Consider the following 21662-nt stretch of genomic DNA (forward strand, 5'->3'; position numbering starts at 1 on the left):
GCGAGAGGCGCATCATGGCATTGCCGGTCAGGGAACAGGCGAAATACTGGGGCATCGCCACGGCGGTGTTCATCCTGCTGCTGTGGTTTCTGGGCAATGTGATCCTGCCCTTCGTGATCGGCGGGGCGCTGGCCTATTTCCTCGATCCCGTCGCCGACCGGCTGGAGCGGATGGGGCTGAGCCGCATGGCGGCAGTCGTGGTGATCACGCTGGTGGCCATTCTGCTCTTTACCCTCGCCCTGCTGCTGGTGATCCCGACGCTGGTCAACCAGGCCATCGCCCTCTTCGAGACCGCGCCGCAACTGGCGCGCGACCTTCGGGATTTTCTGAGCACGCATGTCCCCTCGCTGTTCGATCCCGGCTCAGCGGCGCATCAGACGCTTACGTCATTGGGCGAGACGATCCGCGACCGGGGCGGGCAGGTGCTGCAAACCGCGCTCTCCTCCGCCGCCTCGCTGCTCAACATCGTGGTACTGCTGGTGGTGGCCCCGGTGGTTGCGGTCTACCTGCTCTATGACTGGGACCGCATGATCGCAAAAATCGACGATCTGCTGCCGCGCGATCATGCTCCGGTGATCCGCCGCCTCGCGGGACGGATCGACGCCACGCTCGCCAGCTTCATCCGCGGCATGGGCACGGTCTGCCTGATCCTCGGCACCTATTACGCGATGGCGCTGATGCTGGTGGGGCTGCAATTCGGCCTTGTGGTGGGGGCGCTGGCCGGGCTGGTGACCTTCATTCCTTATGTCGGTGCGATCCTCGGCGGCGCGCTGGCGCTCGGCCTCGCGCTCTTTCAGTTCTGGGGCGACTGGGTCAGCATCGGGCTGGTCGCGGCGATCTTCGTCTCCGGTCAGGTGATCGAGGGCAATTTCCTCACCCCCAAGCTGGTCGGCTCCTCGGTCGGGCTGCACCCGGTCTGGCTGATCTTCGCGCTGTCGGCCTTCGGCACGCTCTTCGGCTTTGTCGGCATGCTGGTGGCGGTGCCAGTGGCGGCCTCGCTCGGGGTGATCACCCGGTTCGTGCTCGACCAGTACAAGGACAGCCGCCTCTATCGCGGACTCGACAGCCAGGGCGACGAGTGATGGCCCAACAGCTGAGCTTCGATCTGCCCGTGCGCCCGGCACTGGGGCGCGAGGATTTCTTCGTCTCCCCCGCCAATGCCGAAGCCGTGGCGATGATCGAGGGCTGGCAAGGCTGGCCCTCGCGCAAGCTGATCCTCGCCGGCCCTGCAGGCGCGGGCAAGACCCATCTCACCCATGTCTGGGCCGCGCTCTCGGGTGCGCAGATGATCGCCGCGCAGGACCTGCCCGACGCCGATATCCCCACCCTCGCCCAAGGCCCCATCGCGGTCGAAGACGGCCATCTGATCGCCGGTGACCGCGCTGCCGAAGATGCGCTCTTTCATCTGCACAACCTGACATTGGCAGACGGGCATGCGCTGCTTGTCACCGCGCGCACCGCGCCGCATCTGTGGGGCCTGACCCTGCCCGACCTGGCCAGCCGCATGCAGGGCACTCTGCTCACCGAATTGCGCGCGCCCGATGACGCCCTGCTCTCGGCGGTGCTGATGAAGCTCTTTGCCGACCGCCAGCTCAGCCCCAGCCCCGACACCATCCCCTATCTCGCCCGCCGCATCGAACGGTCCTTCGACGCCGCCCGCGAGACCGTCGAGGCGCTCGACCGGGCCGCGCTGGCCCAGGGTCGCGCGATCACCCGCAGCCTTGCCGCACGGGTGCTGGACAATCCCGGCGAATAGCGCCACCCTGCGTCACCCAACCGTTACATGCCAACGCCATAAGGCCGCCATGACAAACGCAGATTTTCTCAAATCCCCCGCTCCCGAGCCGGTCGACCTGCCCGATCTCGACGTCACCGGTCCCGGTCGTTTCTTCAACCGCGAACTCAGCTGGCTGGGCTTCAACTGGCGCGTTCTGGAAGAGGCGCAGAACCCCCGCGTGCCGCTGCTGGAACGGCTGCGCTTCCTGTCGATTTCCGCGACCAACCTCGACGAATTCTACAACGTGCGCGTCGCGGGCCTGCGCGAACTGGCCAAGGCGGGCAACACGACGCCCGCCGCCGACGGGCTCACCCCCGCCGAGCAACTTGTGCTGATCAACGACAACGCCCGCGGCCTGCTCGAATCGCAGCAAGACACCTACGAGGCGCTGCGCGTCGAGATGGAGGCCGAGAACATCGCGATTCTCGATCACACCTCGCTCAGCGACGCCGACAAGGACGTGCTGGCCGATGTGTTCCTGCACAAGGTCTTTCCGGTGCTCTCGCCGCTGGCCATCGACCCGGCGCATCCGTTCCCGTTCATCCCCAATCTGGGTTACAGCCTGGCATTGCAACTCGAACGCAAGTCCGACAAGCGCCCGTTGCAGGCGTTGCTGCCGATCCCTCAGCAGATCGACCGGTTCGTCGCCCTGCCCGCCCCCGAGGGCGAATTCCGCGTGCTGCCGCTCGAGGAATTGCTGCTCCTGCATCTCTCCAGCCTCTTTCCCGGCTACAAGTACAAGGGGCACTGCGCCTTCCGCGTGTTGCGCGACAGCGATCTCGAAGTCGAGGACGAGGCCGAAGACCTCGTGCGCGAATTCGAGGTGGCGCTGAAACGCCGCCGCCGGGGCGAGGTTGTCCGCATGAAGATCTCCGCCGGGGCGCCCGAGGCCCTGCGCGCGGTCATCATGGAGGAATTGCACGTCATCCCCGACGAGGTCGTCGAGGTCGAGGGCATGATCGGTCTCGCCGATCTCAAGGAACTGGTGCTCGACGCCCGGCCCGACCTGCTGTGGCCCTCCTTCACGCCGCGCGTGCCCGAACGGGTGCAGGACCATGACGGCGACATGTTCGCCGCGATCCGGCAAAAGGACATGCTGCTGCACCACCCCTACGAGACCTTCGACATGGTGGTGCGCTTCCTGCAACAGGCGGCGCGCGACCCGGACGTGGTCGCGATCAAGCAGACGCTCTACCGCACCTCGCGCAACTCGCCCATCGTCGAGGCCCTGTGCGAGGCCGCCGAAGACGGCAAATCCGTCACCGCGCTCGTCGAACTCAAGGCCCGCTTCGACGAGGCCGCGAATATCCGGCAGTCCCGGCGACTGGAGCGCGCGGGCGCGCATGTGGTCTACGGCTTTCTCGACCTCAAGACCCATGCCAAGATTTCAACCGTGGTCCGCCGCGAGGGCGACAACCTCGTCACCTATACCCATTACGGCACCGGCAACTATCACCCGATCACGGCGCGGATTTACACCGATCTCAGCTTTTTCACCTGCGACGCCACCCTGGGACGGGACGCCACCAAGGTCTTCAACTACCTCTCGGGCTACGCGCAGCCCGACAGCCTCGAAAACCTGGCGATCTCGCCCACGACGCTCAAACCCCGCCTGATCGACCTGATCGGCAAGGAAGCCGAGCACGCCCGCGCCGGACGTCCGGCAGCGATCTGGGCGAAGATGAATTCGCTGATCGAGCCGGACGTGATCGACGCGCTCTATGCCGCCTCCGAGGCCGGGGTCAAGATCGACCTCGTGGTGCGCGGCATCTGCGGGCTGCGCCCCGGCATCAAGGGCCTGTCCTCGAACATCCGCGTCAAATCCATCGTCGGGCGCTTTCTGGAGCATTCGCGCATCGTTTGCTATGGCAACGGCGCAGGGCTGCCCTCCAAGAAGGCACGGGTCTTCATCTCCTCCGCCGACTGGATGGGGCGCAACCTCAACCGCCGTGTGGAAACGCTGGTCGAGATCGAAAACCCCACCGTCAAGGCACAGATCGTCAGCCAGGTGATGGCCGCCAACATGGCCGATGTCGCCCAAAGCTGGGTGATGGCCCCGGACGGCACCTTTTCACGCATGGTCAAGCCCGAAGGCGAATTCGCCTTCAACTGCCACCGCTTCTTCATGGAGAACCCGTCGCTGTCGGGCCGTGGCTCGGCGGGCGCGTCGGACGTGCCGAAACTCACCCATACCGGTGATTGACCCGCGCGCGCCCCTGTCGCATAGAGGGGGCGCACGAGACTGGGACGGATATGGACGGCACCAACGATCCTGCGGAACCCGATGGCGGGCCTTTCGGCCGCCCGCTCTTCGATAGCGACACAGCCCGCGCGCTCAGCCGGGTGGGCGTGGTCGATGTGGGCTCCAACTCCGTCCGCCTCGTGGTGTTTGACGGCGCGGCGCGCAGCCCGGCCTATTTCTACAACGAAAAGATCATGTGCGCCCTCGGCTCCGGCATGACTGAAACCGGGCGGCTCAACCCCGAAGGACGCAAGCGCGCGGTCGAGGCCCTGCGCCGCTTCCAGATGCTGGCCAATGGCATGGATACCGGCCCGCTGGTCACCGTGGCCACGGCAGCGGTCCGCGACGCCGAGGACGGCGCCGATTTCTGCGCCGAGGTCGAGCGCGAGACCGGCCTCAAGCTCTGGGTCATCGACGGGCGCGAAGAGGCACGGCTTTCGGCGCAGGGCGTGCTTCTGGGCTGGCCCGGGTCCTACGGTCTCGTGTGCGATATCGGCGGCTCGTCGATGGAACTCGCAGCAATCGACGGCGGCACCGTCGGCGCGCGCATCTCCTCGCCGCTCGGACCCTTCAAGCTGGCCGATCTCAAGGGCGGCAAGAAGGCCCGCAAGACGCACATCCAGAAGACGCTCGCCGCCATGCAGAAGGAACTCGGCGAACAGCGCAACCGCCTGTTTCTCGTCGGCGGCTCCTGGCGCGCGATTGCCAAGATCGACATGGCCCGGCGTGGCTATCCGCTGCACGTGCTGCACGAATACCGGATGCGCCCCGCCGATCTGCGCGCCACGATCAAGCATATCGAGAAAACCGATCTCGACACGCTGCGCAACGCGTCCGGCGTGTCGTCCAGTCGTATCGCCCTCGTCCCCCTCGCGGCCGAAGTGCTGCGCGAGGTGCTCAAGACCTTCAAGCCGCGCGACATCGCCGTCTCCAGCTACGGCATCCGCGAAGGGCTGCTCTACGAACAGATGCCGCAACTCCTGCGTGACCGCGACCCGCTGATCGAGGCCTGCCGCTTCGCCGAGCACAAGGACGCCCGCCTGCCGGGCTTCGGCAAGGTGATCTATCACTTCCTGCTGCCGCTCTTCAAATCTGCCAGCCCAGAACGCCGCCGCCTGATCCGCGCCGCCTGCCTCTTGCACGATGTCAGCTGGCGCGCCCATCCCGATTACCGCGGCGAGGTCTGTTTCGACAACGCCACCCGCGCCAACCTCGGCGGGCTCAAGCATTCCGAGCGCGTGTTCCTCGGCCTTGCACTGCTGCACCGCTATTCCAATAAGCGCGACAACAGCCGGTTTTCCGATCTCGACAGCCTGATTTCCGAGAAGGACAAGGATGACGCCGAAATCGTCGGCAAGGCGATGCGCTTCGCCGCGATGCTCTGGCTGAAAAAGAACGCCCGCCTGGGCGAGTTGCGCTGGTTCCCCAAGAAAAAGGTGCTCGAACTGCGCCTTTCGGATGAGGCCGCCCCGCTCTACGGCGAAGTGGCGCGGTCGCGCTTCGCCGCACTTGCCTCGGCCCTCGGGGCCGAGGCCGTGGTGCGCTGAGCGCGCGCCCCCGCGTCACCTGCCCTCTTGCGCCGCCTCGCGCCGCCGCGTAAACCCCGCCCGGTAAAAACGGCTCAGGACAGTGCGCATGCCCGTTCTCGTGATGAAATTCGGCGGCACGTCCGTCGCCAATATCGACCGCATCCGGCGCGCAGCCAAACGCGTCGGCGTCGAGGTCGCCAAGGGCTATGACGTGATCGTCATCGTCTCGGCCATGTCCGGCAAGACCAATGAGTTGGTGAACTGGGTCGGCGAAATTTCACCGCTCTACGACGCGCGCGAATACGACGCCGTGGTCAGTTCCGGCGAGAACGTGACCGCCGGGCTGATGGCGCTGACCTTGCAGGAAATGGACGTGCCCGCGCGCAGCTGGCAGGGCTGGCAAGTGCCGCTCAAGACCAACTCGTCGCATTCTTCCGCCCGGATCGAGGATATCCCGCCCGAGAACATCACCGCCAAGTTCACTGAGGGCATGCGCGTCGCCGTGGTCGCGGGCTTTCAGGGCATCAGCCCCGAGGGCCGCATCACCACGCTCGGGCGGGGCGGCTCCGATACCACCGCCGTGGCCTTTGCCGCAGCCTTCAACGCCGAGCGCTGCGACATCTACACGGATGTGGACGGCGTCTACACCACCGACCCGCGCATCGCCTCCAAGGCCCGCAAACTCGACCGGATCGCCTTCGAGGAAATGCTCGAACTGGCCTCGCTCGGGGCCAAGGTGCTGCAAACCCGCTCGGTCGAACTGGCGATGCGCTATAACGTGAAACTGCGCGTGCTCAGCAGTTTCGAGGAACAATCGGATGAGGCCGGCACGCTTGTCTGCGCCGAGGAGGAAATCATGGAATCGAACGTCGTAAGCGGCATCGCCTATTCCCGGGACGAGGCAAAAATGACCCTCGTCTCCGTGGCCGACCGGCCCGGCATCGCGGCGGCCATCTTCGGGCCATTGTCCGAGGCCGGGATCAACGTCGACATGATCGTGCAGAACATCTCCGAGGAGGGCCGCACCGACATGACCTTCTCCTGCCCCACTGATCAGGTCAAACGCGCCGAAAAGGCGCTGCTTGCGGCCAAGGACGCGGGCCAGATCAACTATCACGATCTGATAGCCGACACCGACGTCGCCAAGGTCTCTGCCGTGGGCATCGGCATGCGCAGCCAGTCGGGTGTCGCCGCCAAGATGTTCAAGACGCTCAGTGATGAAGGTGTGAACATAAAGGTCATCGCAACCTCCGAGATCAAGATTTCCGTTCTGATCGACCGGAAATACATGGAACTCGCGGTTCAGGCGCTGCATGATGCCTTCGAGTTGGACAAATCGGCCTGAGTCTGCGCGCGGATAACCGGCGCACCGGGCGGGCCAGCCCTGAAACGACCCCGGGGGACCGCCACCCATGAGCGACAGCTTCAAGACCGACAGCCGCCAGATGCTGGGCCGCCTGCGCGCGGTCATGGCCGAGGATGCGGGCGGGCAGACCCGGCTCGACCAGATCACCCGGCTGATCGCCGAGGAGATGCACACCGAGGTGTGCTCGATCTACCTCTTTCGCGACGAGGACACGCTTGAACTCTGCGCCACCGAAGGCCTCAAGGCCGAGGCCGTGCACCAGACCCGGATGAAGCTCGGCGAAGGTCTGGTCGGTCGCGTCGCGCGCTCGGGCGAGGTGATCAACACCGACAATGCCCCCGCCGCCAAGGGCTTTCGCTTCATGCCCGAGACCGGCGAAGAGGCCTATTCCTCTTTCGCGGGCGTGCCGGTGCAACGGCTCGGCGAGAAACTGGGCGTTCTGGTGGTCCAATCGAAACAGGCGCGGCTGTTCTCGGATGAAGAGATCTACGCGCTCGAAGTGGTGGCCATGGTGCTGGCCGAGATGGCCGAACTCGGGGCCTTCGTCGGCGAGGGCGCGGCGATGTCGGCGCGCCACAGCCAGGCGGTTCTCTTTCGCGGCAGCTGCGGACAGGAAGGTGCGGCGCAGGGTCATGTCTGGCTGCACGAACCGCGCGTCGTCGTCACCAACCCCATCGCCGAAGACCCCGCCCGCGAGTTGGAACGCCTGCACGAGGCGGTCGAGGCGCTGCGCGTCGGCGTCGACCGCATGCTCAGCTCCGCCAAGGGCGGCGAAAAAGAACATCTCGACGTGCTCGAAGCCTATCGCATGTTCGCCAATTCCAAGGGCTGGATGCGCCGGATGGAGGGCAACATAGACAGCGGCCTCTCGGCCGAAGCCGCCGTTGAAAAGGAACAATCCGCCGCCCGCGCCCGGATGAGCCAGGTCAGCGACGCCTACCTGCGCGAACGCCTCCACGATCTCGATGATCTCAGCAATCGCCTGCTGCGCATCCTCACCGGACAGGGCCACGAGACCGGCGCGGAAATGCCCGCCGACCCGATCCTCGTGGCGCGCAATATCGGCCCCGCCGAGCTTCTGGATTACGGGCGCGCACTCAAGGGGATCGTGCTCGAGGAAGGCGCGGTCGGCTCTCATGCCGCCATCGTCGCCCGCGCGCTCGCCATTCCGCTGATCATTCATGCCGCCCGCGTCACCACCGAGGCGCTTAACGGCGATCTGATCCTCGTCGACGGCGATCAGGGCATCGCCCATCTGCGCCCCGACGATTCGGTCGTCTCGGCGTTTCGCGACAAGATGGCGATGCAGGCCCAGGCGCAGGAGCGCTACGCCTCGATCCGCGACAAACCCGCCAAGACGCTTTGCGGCGCACACATCAAGCTCAAGATGAATGCCGGTCTGATGGCCGACCTGCCCAGCCTCGAAAGCTCAGGGGCCGAAGGCGTCGGCCTCTTTCGGACCGAGTTGCAATTCCTCATTCGCAACCACATGCCCAAGCGCGCCGAACTGTCGGAGCTTTACGCCCGCGTAATGGACGCGGCCAAGGATCAGCGCGTGGTGTTTCGCACGCTCGATATCGGCTCCGACAAGGTGCTGCCCTACATGAAGGCCACCGACGAGCCGAACCCCGCCATGGGCTGGCGCGCGATTCGGGTTGGTCTGGATAAACCCGGCGTCATGCGCATGCAGCTTCAGGCGCTCATCCGCGCCGCGCGTGGACGGCCGCTGACGATCATGTTCCCCTTCGTGGCGCAGCGCGACGAATTCACTGCCGCCCGCGCCGAGATGGACAAGGCACTGGAGCGCGAGCGCATTCTCGGCCACCCCATCCCCGAGGTGATCGAGGTGGGCGCGATGCTGGAGACGCCCTCGCTCGCCTTCGCGCCCGACAGCTTTTATTCCGAGGTCGATTTCCTCTCGGTGGGCGGCAATGATCTCAAGCAGTTCTTCTTCGCCGCCGACCGCGAGAACGAGCGCGTGCGCCGCCGCTACGACACGCTGAACGTGAGCTTCCTCAACTTCCTCGAAGGCATCGTCTATCGCTGCGCCACGCTCGACACCCCGCTCAGTTTCTGCGGCGAAGATGCAGGCCGTCCGGTCGAGGCCGCCTGCCTCGCCGCCATCGGCTTTCGTACGCTGTCCATGCGTCCGGCCTCCATCGGCCCGGTCAAAAGCGTGTTGCGCCGCATCGACCTTGGCGAATTGCGCGACGTGATCCACGCCGAACGCAGCGTCGGCGCGCAAAGCGTGCGCCCCGCCGTGATGGAGTATCTGCGCGGCAAGCTGTGATGGTTGGTGGGCGCGTGGTGGATCGTGATGTGGGGCGGGGGTGGCTTAAACCCGACATTTGCACCGCCCGCGCGAAACGCACCGAAGGTGCCGCGCGATCGCCGGGCCGTCCCGCGGCCTGGCGATTTGATAGGGCGCGCAACGTGATGAGTTCAGGATGACTTGGCTGGGATAAAGTACCCGCCACGAACGTCACATCGCCAGTCCCCGGCCCTGCGATCACGCGGCACCCTATGGCGGGGTGCTGTGTCCGCCTCAGCCCACCCCCGACCCATCCCCCTGTGCACCCCCGCACGCCCCCTGCGCGGTGCTACGGCTTATCCCCGCCGTCCTGCCACCCTACCTTCGCACCAAAGAAGGAGGGCATCCCCATGGGCCAACTGGTCAACGGCGTCTGGCACGACACCTGGTACGACACCAAATCGACGGGCGGGAAATTCGTCCGCTCGACCGCGAAATTCCGCAACTGGATCACCCCGGATGGCAGCCCCGGCCCGTCGGGCGAGGGCGGCTTCAAGGCGCAAAGCGGGCGCTATCACCTTTACGTCGCCTATGCCTGCCCATGGGCACATCGCGCCCTGATCTTTCGCAGCCTCAAGGGTCTGACCAACCACATCGGCGTGTCGGTCGTGCATCCCGACATGCTGTCCGAGGGCTGGGAATTCCGTACCGATTTTCCCGGCACCACCGGCGACCGGCTCTACGACCTGCCCTTCGCCCGCGACATCTACCTCAAGGCCGATCCCGAGATTTCCGGCCGCGTGACCGTGCCGATCCTCTGGGACACCGAGCGCGAGACCATCGTCTCCAATGAGAGCTCCGAGATCATCCGCATGTTCAACTCGGCCTTTGACGGGATCACCGGCAATACCGACGATTACTGGCCCGAAGACCTGCACGACGCGATCGAGCCGGTCAACGAGCGCATTTACGACACCGTCAACAACGGCGTCTACAAATCCGGTTTCGCCACCTCACAAGAGGCCTACGAGGCCGCCGTCTATCCGCTCTTCGACAGCCTCGACTGGCTGGAAGAGCGCCTGTCGCAGAACCGCTACCTGATGGGTGACCGGCTGACCGAGGCCGACTGGCGACTCTTCACCACGCTCATCCGCTTTGACCCGGTCTATCACCTGCATTTCAAGTGCAACCGCCACCGGATCGTCGATTACCCCAATCTCTGGGGCTATGTCCGCGAGCTTTACCAATGGCCCGGCGTGCGCGAGACGGTGGATTTCGACCACATCGTGCGCCACTACCATTATAGCCACGACACCATCAATCCGCACCGGATCATCCCGATCAACCCGCGCCCCGATTACGACGCACCGCACGGGCGCGGCTGATCGCGGCGCCCGCGTGCCGCGTTTGCAAAACCGGGAAAACTTGCTAAGGCACGTGCAACGCAATTTGGTCCAAGGATTCCCGCCCATGAGCAGTATCATCGACATCCATGCCCGCGAAATTCTCGACAGCCGGGGCAATCCCACGGTCGAGGTGGATGTAACGCTCGAAGATGGCACCATGGGTCGTGCGGCGGTGCCCTCGGGGGCCTCGACCGGCGCGCATGAGGCGGTGGAACGCCGCGACGGCGACGCGGCGCGCTATCTCGGCAAGGGCGTGCTGGAGGCCTGTGCCTCGGTCAACGGCGAGATCGCCGAGGAACTTCTGGGCATGGACGCCACCGAGCAGGTGGCGGTCGACATGACCATGATCGAACTCGACGGCACCCCCAACAAGGGGCGTCTGGGCGCGAACGCGATCCTCGGTGTCAGCCTTGCGGTCGCCAAGGCGGCGGCGGATTATTCCGGCCAGCCGCTCTATCGCTATGTCGGCGGCACCTCGGCGCGCACCCTGCCGGTGCCGATGATGAACATCATCAATGGCGGCGAACATGCCGACAACCCGATCGACATCCAGGAATTCATGATCATGCCGGTCAGCGCGTCCGACATCCGCGATGCGGTGCGCATGGGGGCCGAGGTGTTCCACACCCTGAAAAAGGAACTGTCAGCGGCGGGCCTTGCGACTGGCGTGGGCGACGAAGGTGGCTTTGCCCCGGCCCTGTCCTCGACCCGCGACGCGCTCGACTTCATCCTGAAATCCATCGAAAAAGCGGGCTACACACCGGGTGACGACATCTGCCTCGCGCTCGATTGCGCCGCGACCGAATATTACAAGGGCGGCAAATACGAGTTTTCCGGCGAGGGGCTGAGCCTTTCGAGCGACGAGAACGTGGCCTATCTGCAAAGCCTTGTGAACGACTATCCGATCATCTCGATCGAGGACGGCTGTTCCGAGGATGACTGGGACGGCTGGGTGGCCCTCACGCAGGCGATCGGCGACCGCGTGCAACTGGTCGGCGACGATCTCTTTGTCACCAACCCCACGCGCCTCGCCATGGGCATCGAGAAAGGCGCGGCCAACGCGATGCTGGTCAAGGTCAACCAGATCGGCACCCTCACCGAGACGCTTCAGGCGGTCGAAATGGCGCATCGCGCGCGCATGACCAATGTCATGTCGCACCGCTCTGGCGAGACCGAGGATGCCACCATCGCCGATCTGGCTGTCGCCACCAATTGCGGGCAGATCAAGACCGGCTCGCTCGCCCGCTCGGACCGGTTGGCGAAATACAATCAGTTGATCCGGATCGAGGAAATGCTCGGCGAAACCGCAATTTACGCAGGCCGCTCGATCCTGCGCTGATCCAGCGTCGCGGCACGCAAAACGGGCCGGGCTCTCTCAAGCCCGGCCCGCGTCTGTCATCCGTCCCGATATCAGCGGCAGGGGGCGGTGTAATAGGTTCCGTCACCGCGCGCATAGGCGCAATTGCCGTTCTGCGTGTTCTGCGCCACGACCGTCCCGGCAGCGGCCCCGCCGAGCGCCGAGATCACTCGCCAATTATCATCGGCGTCAAGCACCTCCGCCGCGATCAGGCCTGCGGCGGCCCCGCCTGCGGCACCGGCTACTGTGCGCCCCTCGGTTGACATGTTCGCACAGGCCCCGAGTGCGAGCGTGGTCAGACCTGCGGCGAGTAGCATCCAAAGTTTCATCCTGATCTCCTTTCTATGGTGCACGGCAGGCCCTTGCGGCACCCACCGGGGCGGCACATCGCGCCACCTCACCACGTTGGAACGCGCAACCCCGCCCACATGTTCCATCGCCGCCCGAAAAGGCTTCGGCAAAGGTCCTCGTCAGCCCCCCCTCACCCCACTCCTCCACAATGATCCACCTTCGCGCACGTCGGCGCAAAAAATCTCCCCTGTCCTGAAACTCTCACCCACATCAGACGTGAGTCCTGATGTGCGCCGCCGAACGGGTCGCGGTGCCCGCCTCGCGCAGCATCCCAAATGATGCGCTTGGAACGGGGCCGAGACCTGTGCGGTGCGCGTATGTGTGACCCAGTGGCGTGTGCGTTTCCGAGTTCTGATGGTTCAGAGACACGCCAATCCCCCGGAGAGTATCAATGCCCCCACTCCCGGGGGGAGGCGGCTCAGCCCGTGTATGATTTGCAGAAGTGAACCAGTTGACGGGTTGAGCCGTCCTTGCGGGTGGTGTCGCTCCCCTCCAGCAGCGGCACCATCTCGCCCGCCAGAACCTTGCCCAGTTCCACCCCCCATTGATCGAAGGAATTGATCCCGAGGATCACCCCCTCGACAAACACCCGGTGTTCATAAAGCGCCACGATCTGCCCCAACCGCCGGGGCGTCAGCCGGTCATAGGCCAGCGTCACCGAGGGCCGATTGCCCGGAAACACGCGGTGTGCGGCCTGCCGCTCCAACTCGGCCCCGGCAAACCCCGCCTCGCACATCAGCGCGCGCGCCTCGTCGATCCCGCGCCCGCGCATCAGCGCCTCGGATTGCGCCAGACAATTGGCCACCAGCAGCCGGTGATGATGCGCCAGATCCGGCTCATGCCCCTCTGCCGCCACCAGAAACTCGCAGGGCACCACTGCCGTTCCCTGATGGATCAACTGATAGAACGCGTGCTGCCCGTTAGTGCCCGGCTCACCCCAGACCACGGGGCCCGAGGGGCGTGTGAGCGGCGCGCCATCCATGCGCACCCGCTTGCCGTTACTCTCCATCTCCAGCTGTTGCAGATAGGCGGGCAACCGCGCCAGACGCTGATCATAGGGCAGCACGGCGCGGGTGCCGTATCCAATGCCCTGATGATGCCAGAGCCCGACCAGCGCCAGCATCAGGGGCATGTTCTCCAGCGGTTCGGCGTCCAGAAAATGCCGGTCCATCGCCTCGGCCCCGGTCAGGAATTCCTCGAACCGCTCCGGCCCGATCGCGATCATCACAGCCAGGCCGATCGGCCCCCAGACCGAATAGCGCCCGCCCACGTAATCGCCAAAGCCAAAGACACGGGCCGGGTCGATCCCCCAGTCGGCGGTCTTCTCCAGCGCCGAGGACAAGGCGGCGAATTGCGGCCCCGGCTCGACGCCCGCGCGCTCCATCCACGCCCGCGCGGTGGCGGCATTGGTCATCGTCTCGATGGTGGTAAAGGTCTTGGAGGCGACGATCACCAGCGTAGTCGCGGGATCGAGCCCGCACAGCGTGTCAGCGATATCCGCCCCGTCCACGTTCGACACGAAATGACAGCGCGGCCCGTCGTGATAGGGGCTGAGCGCGCGCACCGCCATCTCGGGGCCAAGATGCGAGCCGCCGATGCCGATATTGATCACATCGGTGATCGACCCCTGCCGGATCTCTTCTGCAAACGCGGCCATCCGGGCGCGGGTGGCGTGGATGCCGGGCATGATGTCCTCGCCCTCGACCATGACCGCCCCGCCCGAGAGGTTGCGCAGCGCGCTATGCAGGACCGCGCGCCCCTCGGTCTCGTTGATGGGCTGCCCGTCGAACATCGCCGCGCGGCGCGCCGCAACCCCCGCCGCCCCGGCCAGCTGCACCAGCGCGGCGCGCGCATCCTCATCGAGCGCGGTCTTGGAATAATCCAGCAGCATCCCGTCAAAGCGCACGGAAAACGCCTCAGCGCGGCCTGCCGTCTCGAACAAATCGGCAATACTGCGCCCTGCCGCGGCCTCAGCCGCACGCTCGACCTCGGTCCACATTTCACACACTCCTGTCACGGGGCCCAATGCACGGTCATGTCGTCCAGCACGGCGGCGACCGGGGCCTCGACGGCCCGCATGTGCTGCGCGCGTTCCACCGCGCGGCGCTTCTTGTCGCCGGTGATCACCAGATGCTTGGCCACCGCCCCGTTCAGCACCCGCGCCGACAGCGTCACGCGCGGCTCCTCGGCCCCATCCACGCGCATCGGCACAAGGATCGGCGCGCGCCGCGCTAGCGCATCCTCCAGATTGTCGGCCCCCGGGAAAAGCGAGGCGGTATGCATGTCCTCGCCCATCCCCAACAGGCAGACATCAATCGGCAGCACCGGCGAGATATTGGCCTCCAGTTCCGCCAGCACCTCCTCGGGCTCCGCCGCCTTGGCATAAAGCGGCAGGTAGCGCGCCGCCGCCGCACGTCCGGTCAGCAGCCGCTCGCGGATCAGCCGCGTGTTGGAGCGCACATGCACCTCGGGCCGCCAGCGTTCGTCGCTCAGCAGCACATCCACCCGGTCCCAGTCCAGACTTGTCTCGCACAGCGCATCAAAGATCGGGCCGGGCGTCGTGCCGCCGGGCACCACGAAAAGCACGCGCTCCTCATTGGCAAGCGCGGTGCGCAGGGCGCTTGCCAGTTCATCGGCAAGGCCGATGGCCAGCATTTCGGCATCCGGATAATCAATGATGTTCATGGTCGTATCTCCCGCCAGCGCCGCCCGTCGCGATGCATCAGCATGAGCGCGTCATCCGGCCCCGAAGAGCCGCTCGCATAGGGCAATGGCGCATCTGATTGCGCGTCCCACTCGGCGATGACCGGATCGGTCCAGGCCCAGGCGGCCTCGACCTCGTCACCGCGCATGAAAAGCGTCTGGTTGCCACGGATCACATCCATGATCAGCCGCTCATAGGCATCCGGGAAATCGGCCTCCTCGGGCCCAAGCGCCTCGGCAAAGGTCATGTCGAGTGGCACATCTATCAAACGCATGCCGCCCGGCCCCGGTTCCTTGATCGTGACACCCAGTTCGATCCCCTCATTGGGCTGCAATCGGATGGTGAGGATATTGTGATGCCGCCCGGCATCGGCACCGAAGATCGAATGCGGCGCGTCCTTGAACATCACCGCGATCTCGCTCGCCCGCTCCTTGAGGCGCTTGCCAGTGCGCAGGTAGAACGGCGTGCCGGCCCAGCGCCAATTGCTGATATGCGCCTTCAGGGCCACGAAACTCTCGGTCAGGCTGTCGGCATTCTCGACCTGCGCGCGATAGCCCGGCTGCGCGTCACCGCCCTCATACTGGCCCCGCACCACGTTTTCCGGCTCCACCGGATCGAGCGCGCGAATGACCTTGAGCTTTTCGTCGCGCACGGCGTCGGGCTCGAACTTGGCGGGCGGTTCCATCGCAATGAGACACAAGAGCTGCATCATGTGGTTCTGCACCATGTCGCGCATTGCGCCCGAACTGTCATAATAATCGCCACGCCCGCCGACGCCCACGCTCTCGGCCACGGTGATCTGGATGTGGTCGACATATTGGCTGTTCCACAGCGGCTCGAACAGAACATTGCCGAACCGGATCGCCATCAGGTTCTGCACGGTTTCCTTGCCGAGATAATGGTCGATCCGGTAGATCTGGCCCTCGTGAAAATGCCGCGCCAGCGTCCGGTTGAGCGCGCGGGCGGTCTCCAGATCGCGGCCAAAGGGCTTTTCCACCACGATGCGGCTCTCGTCATCAGCCATGCCATGCTTGTGCAACCGCTTGGCCAGATCCCCGAACAGCGACGGGGCCACCGAGAAATAGAACGCGCAGATGCGATCGGTGCGCATCTTGGCCGCCAGATCGGCCCAGCCCTGCGTGCCCTTGGCATCAAGGGTCACGTAATCCAGCATCTTGAGAAACGCCGCGAGCTCGGTCTTGCGGCCTGCCTCATCGCCACCGAACTCTAGGATCGCCTCGCGCACCATCTCGCGATAGGCCGTCGCGTCCATCTCGCTGCGCGCCGCCCCGATCAGGCGCACGTCGCCCTCGATCTGCCCGGCGACATAACGGCGAAAGAGCGCAGGCAATATCTTGCGCCGGGCCAGATCGCCCGTGCCGCCGAACACCACCAGATCGAACGGATCGACCGGGATCACCCGAGACGCCATGCCTGTCTCCTCAGATTGCCGCGCGCCCATCTTCCGGGCGATCCGCGTGTCGGCACGACTGTAACATGTCGCTGCGGCTTCACAATGGCGTCAGAGCCCTTCCCTTGCCAGATCGTGAGAGATAGCTCACACATATTCGGAAAGGAGCGATCCAACGCATGAAAGACAGCCTCAATATCCCCGCCAATCAAGGCAAGTTTCAGGATGCCGCGCGCACCGCCGATGGTCAGCCGCGCGCCACCGTGCCGCTCAGCCATCCCGAAACGCTGTGGTTCAACACCGGGACCTTGTGCAACATCGAATGCCGGAATTGCTATATCCTGTCCTCACCCTCGAATGACGCGCTCGTCTATATCACCGAATCGGAGGTGCGCGACTATCTCGACCAGGTCCGCGCGCGCGATTGGCCGGTGACCGAAATCGGCTTTACCGGCGGCGAGCCGTTCATGAATCCGCAGATGATCGGCATGGCACGGGCGGCCCTGGAAGAGGGGTACGAGGTGCTGATCCTCACCAACGCGATGCGCCCTATGATGCGCAAGACGATGCGCGCGGGCCTGCTCGACCTGGCGCAGACATGGCGCGACAAGCTGACCCTGCGCATCTCGGTCGATCACTGGTCCGAAGCCTGCCATGACGAGGAACGCGGGCCGGGCACCTTTGCCAGAACCATCGACGGCATGTGCTGGCTGCGCGACAACGGCATCCGCATGACCGTGGCAGGCCGCACCGTCTGGGGCGAGACCGAGGCACAATCGCGCGCGGGCTATGCCCGGCTTTATGCCGAACACGGGTTCGAGATCGACGCCTATGACCCCGGCGCGACCGTGCTCTTTCCCGAAATGGACGAGAGCGCCGAAGTCCCCGAGATCACCAACGCCTGCTGGGATATCCTGGGCAAGTCGCCGCGCGACGTGATGTGCGCCTCCTCGCGCATGGTCGTGAAACGCAAGGGGGCCGAGAAACCGGCCGTGCTGGCCTGCACCCTGCTGCCCTACGCGCCGGAATTCGAGCTGGGCGAAACCCTCGCCGAGGCCGAGCTCGATGTCGCCCTCAATCACCCGCATTGCGCCAAGTTCTGCGTCCTCGGCGGGGCCAGCTGCTCGGGCTGACCCGGCGCGCCGCGCAAGGCGTTTGCAAACGCCTTGCCACGCGCTTTGCAAAGCGCGTGTCGCACCACGCCGCCACAGGACGCACCACAAGGCGTTTGCAAACGCCTTGGACGCGCTTTGCAAAGCGCGTCTCGCCCGGCTCAGGTCTCGCCCAGAAACCGCAGCACTTCCGCGCCGGTCTGCCGGGGATGGGTCATCGGCCCCATATGCCCCGCCCCCGCGATCACCGCGCGCGCGGCCTGCGGCAAGCGCGCCGCCAGCCCCTCGTTGATCGCCGTGATGATCGCAGGCGACGCGCTGCCCTCCAATAGCAGCACCGGTGCTGCGACCCGGGCCAGCGCACCGCTGGCCAGCATGCCGCCCGCATCCTCGTAGAGCGCCGGGCCCGCCGCCTCGATCAGCGGCATCTGCGCTGCCAGCCCCGCGCGCACCGCGCCGGGCAGATCGTCCCAGGCGCGCCCGTCGCCCCAGACCCGCAGAAAAGCTTGCGCCGCCGCCGCCATGTCCCCCGCTGCGATCCCCTTGGCATAGCCCGACATCTCGAGCGCGTGGCGCGCTCGCATCTGCGGATGATCGGCCAGCGCCACGGCAAAGAACACCGGTTCGTAGAGGATCAGCGACCGCACCAGCCCGGGATGCTCGACCGCCAGCCGCAGCGCCACCGTCGCGCCAAAGGAATGGCCGATGATATCGGTGGGGCCGGTCAGGAACTCCGCCGCGATCGCGGTGCTCAGCGCCTGGATCTCTGTCGCGCCATCCCAGGGCGCGCTCTGTCCGTGTCCCGGCAGATCGGGGGCGGTCAGGTGCAGCACGCCGCCGAGGCCGCGCATGATCCCGCTCCAGCTGCCGGAATGCGACAGCGAGCAATGCAGCCCAAGCGCCGCGCGCCGTCCGCGTCCGAACTCGGTCCAGTAAATCGGATGGCCCGCGCGGCTCGCCTTCGGCATGACCTCAGAGCTTGCCCGCCAGATGCAGGTCGAGATCCTCCAGCCGGTCCTGCCCCCAGAAAGACTGACCGCTGTCGACCACGTAGAACGGCGCGCCGAACACGCCCGCATTCACCGCCTCTTCGAGATTGGCGGCATAGGTCTCGGCCCCGCTCAGCAGGCCGGTGTCGGCCAGCGCCGGATCGAACCCCGCCTGTTGCAGGCAGTCGCGCACCACCGCATCTTCGGCGATATCATGCTCCTCGGCCCAGCAGGCGCGCAGCACCGATTGCACCAGCGCGCCGACATCGCCACCGCCCGCATTCTGCGCGGCGATGATCGCATAGGACGACGGCGCCGGGTTGGTCGGCCAATGCGCCGGTTTGAGAGTGAGCGGCAGGCCGCGCTTTTTCGCCTGTCGCGGCAATTCCTGCGCGCGGTAGGCATTGCGCGACGGATGCCGTTCAGCAGGCGACGTGCCGCCGGTGCGCGCAAACAGCGCCATGATGTCGAGCGGCTTGTAGGTCACGCCTGCACCGTGCCGGGCCGCGATCTCCTCCAGCCCCGAGCCCGCCAGATAGGCAAAGGGCGACAAGGTCGAGAAATAATAATCTATATGGGCCATTTCACCGCGCTCCCCGTTCGCATCGCTTTGCGCGACGTTAGGCGCATGCTAAGCGGTGTGCAACATCACGAATCTGTCACATGGATCATTCCGGGGACCACATCATGCCTTCCACATCGCAACCCAAGCTGATTTCCGGCAATGCCAACATGCCACTCGCCAAGGCCATCGCGCGGCGCATGTCGATGCATCGGGGGGTCGATGTCGGGCTCTGCGACGCGCGCATTGAACGGTTCAATGATCAGGAAATCTTTGTCGAGGTCTACGAGAACGTCCGCGGCGAGGACATGTTCATCATCCAGCCCACCTCGAACCCGGCCAATGACAACCTGATGGAACTGCTGATCATGTCCGACGCGCTGCGCCGCTCCTCGGCCAAGCGCATCACCGCCGTGATCCCCTATTTCGGCTATGCACGGCAGGATCGCCGCTCCAAGGCGCGCACGCCGATTTCGGCCAAGCTGGTGGCCAACATGATCGTCGAGGCGGGGATCGAGCGGGTGCTGACCATGGACCTGCACGCCGCCCAGATCCAGGGGTTCTTCGATATCCCTGTGGACAACCTCTACGCCTCGCCGATCTTCGCGCTCGACATCATGACCCAGTTCAAGGGCACGATGGACGACGTGATGATCGTCTCGCCCGATGTGGGCGGCGTGGCGCGCGCCCGCGAGTTGGCCAAGCGGATCGAGGCCCCTCTGTCGATCGTGGACAAGCGCCGCGAAAAGGCCGGTGAAGTCGCCGAAATGACGGTGATCGGCGATGTGAGCGACAAGATCTGCATCATCGTCGACGACATGTGCGACACCGCCGGCACCATGTGCAAGGCGGCGCAACTCTTGATCGACAACGGCGCACGCGAGGTGCACGCCTATACCACCCACGGCGTGATGTCCGGCCCGGCGGTCGAGCGGATCACCAACTCGGTGCTGAAATCCATGGTCATTACAGACACGATCCAGCCCACCGAGGCGGTCAAGGCCACGCCCAATATCCGCATCATCCCGACCGCTCCGGTCTTTGCGCAGGCGATCCTCAACATCTGGAACGGCACCTCGGTTTCGTCGCTCTTCGAGACCCCCACGCTGGAGCCGGTCTACGAGGGGCAATTCGCGGGCTGACGGCGGGGCGCAGGCCAGTTGGCACCGCGGCCGGATTGCCAGCCAGTGATCACTAGCTTCTGACGCGCCATCGTCAGGCCGCGGGCTGGCGATCTGACGATGTTTCAGGTCACTTTATGTCCGCCAGCCCGAAAAAGGCCTGATTGAAGCGCTAACTCGGACAAATCGCCAGTCCGGGGGGCGGCCTGGCGATGGCGCGGCGGCCTTCGGCCTTGCTTCCGCGCCAGGCGGCTCAACGACTGATAGCATCAGGCGAATGCTCCTACGGCTCGCGCAGCGCCTCCTGGCTCTTGTAAAGCGGCTTGAGCAGGTATTGCAGCACCGTCTTCTCGCCGGTGTGCAATTCCACATCCGCCTGCATGCCGGGGCGGATCTCGATGCCGGCCTGCCGCGCGGTCAGCGCCCCCATATCCACCCGCAGCGTCACCTTGTAATGCGGGTTGCCGTCGGGGTCGCGGGCGCGCTCGTCCTTGAACGTGTCGGCGGAGATGAAATCCACCCGGCCCTTGAGGGTGCCGTAGATCGTGTAATCATAGGCCGTCAGCTTGATCGTCGCCTCCTGCCCGCGCCGGATATTGGCGATGTCGCGCGGCTCGACCCGCGCCTCGACATGCAGCGCCTCATCGAGCGGGATGATCTCGAGGATCTCCTCGCCGGGGCGCACCACCCCGCCGATGGTGGTGACGCTGAGATTATTGACCACCCCGCGCATCGGGCTGCGCAGCACGGTGCGGTTCAGCTGGTCCTGACTGGCCTTGAGCGTCTGGCGCAGGGTCGCCAACTCCTTGAGCACCTCGGAATAGGCCTCGGCCCGTTCCAGTTCGGCCTGCGTGACGATCTCGTCATAGCGTTTCTCGGCATCGGCATGGGCCTTGCGCGCGCGCGTGACCTCGATCAGCGCGACGATCTTCTGCGCCAGCAGGTTCTCCAGCAGGCGCTTTTCCTCGGCCGCCTGCGCCATCACCCGCGCCGCCCCCTCGCTGCGCTTGACGTAATCCTCCTGCCGCGCCTTCAGCAGCGCGCGCTCCGAGGCGACCATCTCGGGCGCGCGCCCGGCCAGCGCCTCGGGCACCTCGAAATCGAACTGCCCGGCCAGTTCCGCCTCCAGCCGCAATTGCCGCACCTCCAGCGCCGCGATCTGGTCGCGCATATCGGCGACCTCGCTCTGGAACCGGGTGTCATGCAGCCGCGCCAGCACATCGCCGCGCTCCACCACGTCGCCCTCCTGCACCTGCAACTCGGCAAGGATGCCACCTTCGAGGTTCTGGATGATCTGCGGCCGCGAATTGGAAATGAACTCGCCCGGCGCGCGCACGATCTCGTCGATCCAGGCCAGCGACGCCCACAGAACAAACGCCCAGACCGTCAGCGCACAAAGCCAGATCATCAGGCTCGGGCCGCCCAGCCGCGCATTGAGATCGGCGATCACATGGGCCGCGCTGCGCTCTGTCGTGTCGCTCATC

17 protein-coding genes are annotated in these 21662 nt (G+C 65.5%); 10 read left to right on the plus strand and 7 right to left on the minus strand.

Going from position 1 to position 21662, the window contains the following annotated elements; genetic code table 11:
- Positions 1–14 precede the first annotated feature (14 nt).
- The 8 genes from PVU19_RS14350 (at position 15) to eno (ending at position 11910) form a co-directional block, all read left to right on the plus strand.
- Complete coding sequence (locus PVU19_RS14350; RefSeq protein WP_050662916.1) at positions 15–1082, plus strand: AI-2E family transporter; 1068 nt, start codon at positions 15–17, stop codon at positions 1080–1082.
- Entirely contained in the window at positions 1082–1756 is a 675-nt protein-coding gene (locus PVU19_RS14355) for a P-loop NTPase family protein (RefSeq protein ID WP_050662917.1), read from the plus strand. The genes PVU19_RS14350 and PVU19_RS14355 overlap by 1 nt, the downstream gene beginning before the upstream one ends.
- Positions 1757–1805: 49 nt before the next feature.
- The gene (locus PVU19_RS14360) at positions 1806–3980 is read left to right on the plus strand and encodes an RNA degradosome polyphosphate kinase (RefSeq protein ID WP_050662918.1); all 2175 of its coding nucleotides are present in this window, start codon (positions 1806–1808) and stop codon (positions 3978–3980) included.
- 50 nt (positions 3981–4030) lie between these two features.
- On the plus strand, positions 4031–5566 hold the full coding sequence (locus PVU19_RS14365) for a Ppx/GppA family phosphatase (RefSeq protein ID WP_050662919.1): 1536 nt from the start codon (positions 4031–4033) through the stop codon (positions 5564–5566).
- Between the two features lie 88 nt (positions 5567–5654).
- Entirely contained in the window at positions 5655–6893 is a 1239-nt protein-coding gene (locus PVU19_RS14370; RefSeq protein ID WP_050662920.1) for an aspartate kinase, read from the plus strand.
- Between the two features lie 67 nt (positions 6894–6960).
- Positions 6961–9204 carry a phosphoenolpyruvate--protein phosphotransferase gene (gene ptsP, locus PVU19_RS14375; RefSeq protein ID WP_050662921.1) on the plus strand — a complete coding sequence of 748 codons (2244 nt, stop codon included), beginning with the start codon at positions 6961–6963 and terminating at the stop codon, positions 9202–9204.
- Positions 9205–9575: 371 nt separating this feature from the next.
- Positions 9576–10550 (plus strand): glutathione S-transferase family protein, encoded by a 975-nt coding sequence (locus PVU19_RS14380; RefSeq protein ID WP_050662682.1) that lies wholly within the window; start codon positions 9576–9578, stop codon positions 10548–10550.
- A gap of 85 nt (positions 10551–10635) precedes the next feature.
- Positions 10636–11910: a phosphopyruvate hydratase gene (eno, locus tag PVU19_RS14385; protein ID WP_050662681.1), complete on the plus strand. Its 1275-nt coding sequence runs from the start codon at positions 10636–10638 to the stop codon at positions 11908–11910.
- A 71-nt stretch (positions 11911–11981) separates the two neighbouring features.
- Here the strand turns inward: eno and PVU19_RS14390 are convergent, their stop codons facing one another.
- The 4 genes from PVU19_RS14390 to zwf all read right to left on the minus strand — a co-directional run bounded on the left by PVU19_RS14390 (position 11982) and on the right by zwf (position 16415).
- On the minus strand, positions 11982–12257 hold the full coding sequence (locus PVU19_RS14390; RefSeq protein WP_050662689.1) for a glycine zipper 2TM domain-containing protein: 276 nt from the start codon (positions 12255–12257) through the stop codon (positions 11982–11984).
- 440 nt (positions 12258–12697) lie between these two features.
- On the minus strand, positions 12698–14278 hold the full coding sequence (gene pgi / locus PVU19_RS14395; RefSeq protein WP_050662680.1) for a glucose-6-phosphate isomerase: 1581 nt from the start codon (positions 14276–14278) through the stop codon (positions 12698–12700).
- A gap of 14 nt (positions 14279–14292) precedes the next feature.
- Positions 14293–14964, minus strand: coding sequence for a 6-phosphogluconolactonase (gene pgl / locus PVU19_RS14400; protein WP_050662679.1), 672 nt, complete (start codon positions 14962–14964; stop codon positions 14293–14295).
- Complete coding sequence (zwf, locus tag PVU19_RS14405; RefSeq protein WP_050662688.1) at positions 14961–16415, minus strand: glucose-6-phosphate dehydrogenase; 1455 nt, start codon at positions 16413–16415, stop codon at positions 14961–14963. Before zwf ends, pgl begins: the two co-directional genes overlap by 4 nt.
- 158 nt (positions 16416–16573) lie before the next feature.
- Here zwf and PVU19_RS14410 point away from each other — a divergent pair, with 158 nt between their 5' ends.
- Positions 16574–17527 (plus strand): radical SAM protein, encoded by a 954-nt coding sequence (locus tag PVU19_RS14410; protein ID WP_050662678.1) that lies wholly within the window; start codon positions 16574–16576, stop codon positions 17525–17527.
- A gap of 140 nt (positions 17528–17667) precedes the next feature.
- On the opposite strand, the gene PVU19_RS14415 is transcribed toward PVU19_RS14410, so the two are convergent.
- Both PVU19_RS14415 and PVU19_RS14420 read right to left on the minus strand, forming a co-directional pair.
- Positions 17668–18474 (minus strand): alpha/beta fold hydrolase, encoded by an 807-nt coding sequence (locus PVU19_RS14415; RefSeq protein ID WP_050662677.1) that lies wholly within the window; start codon positions 18472–18474, stop codon positions 17668–17670.
- Positions 18475–18478: 4 nt separating this feature from the next.
- On the minus strand, positions 18479–19078 hold the full coding sequence (locus PVU19_RS14420) for a 2-hydroxychromene-2-carboxylate isomerase (protein WP_050662676.1): 600 nt from the start codon (positions 19076–19078) through the stop codon (positions 18479–18481).
- A gap of 104 nt (positions 19079–19182) precedes the next feature.
- Here PVU19_RS14420 and PVU19_RS14425 point away from each other — a divergent pair, with 104 nt between their 5' ends.
- The gene (locus PVU19_RS14425; RefSeq protein ID WP_050662687.1) at positions 19183–20199 is read left to right on the plus strand and encodes a ribose-phosphate pyrophosphokinase; all 1017 of its coding nucleotides are present in this window, start codon (positions 19183–19185) and stop codon (positions 20197–20199) included.
- A 262-nt stretch (positions 20200–20461) separates the two neighbouring features.
- On the opposite strand, the gene PVU19_RS14430 is transcribed toward PVU19_RS14425, so the two are convergent.
- The gene (locus PVU19_RS14430; protein ID WP_050662675.1) at positions 20462–21661 is read right to left on the minus strand and encodes an HlyD family type I secretion periplasmic adaptor subunit; all 1200 of its coding nucleotides are present in this window, start codon (positions 21659–21661) and stop codon (positions 20462–20464) included.
- Between the last annotated feature and the right edge of the window lies 1 nt (position 21662).

Origin of the sequence: Roseovarius tolerans (genome assembly GCF_028885395.1) — a bacterium.
GTDB lineage: Bacteria > Pseudomonadota > Alphaproteobacteria > Rhodobacterales > Rhodobacteraceae > Roseovarius > Roseovarius tolerans.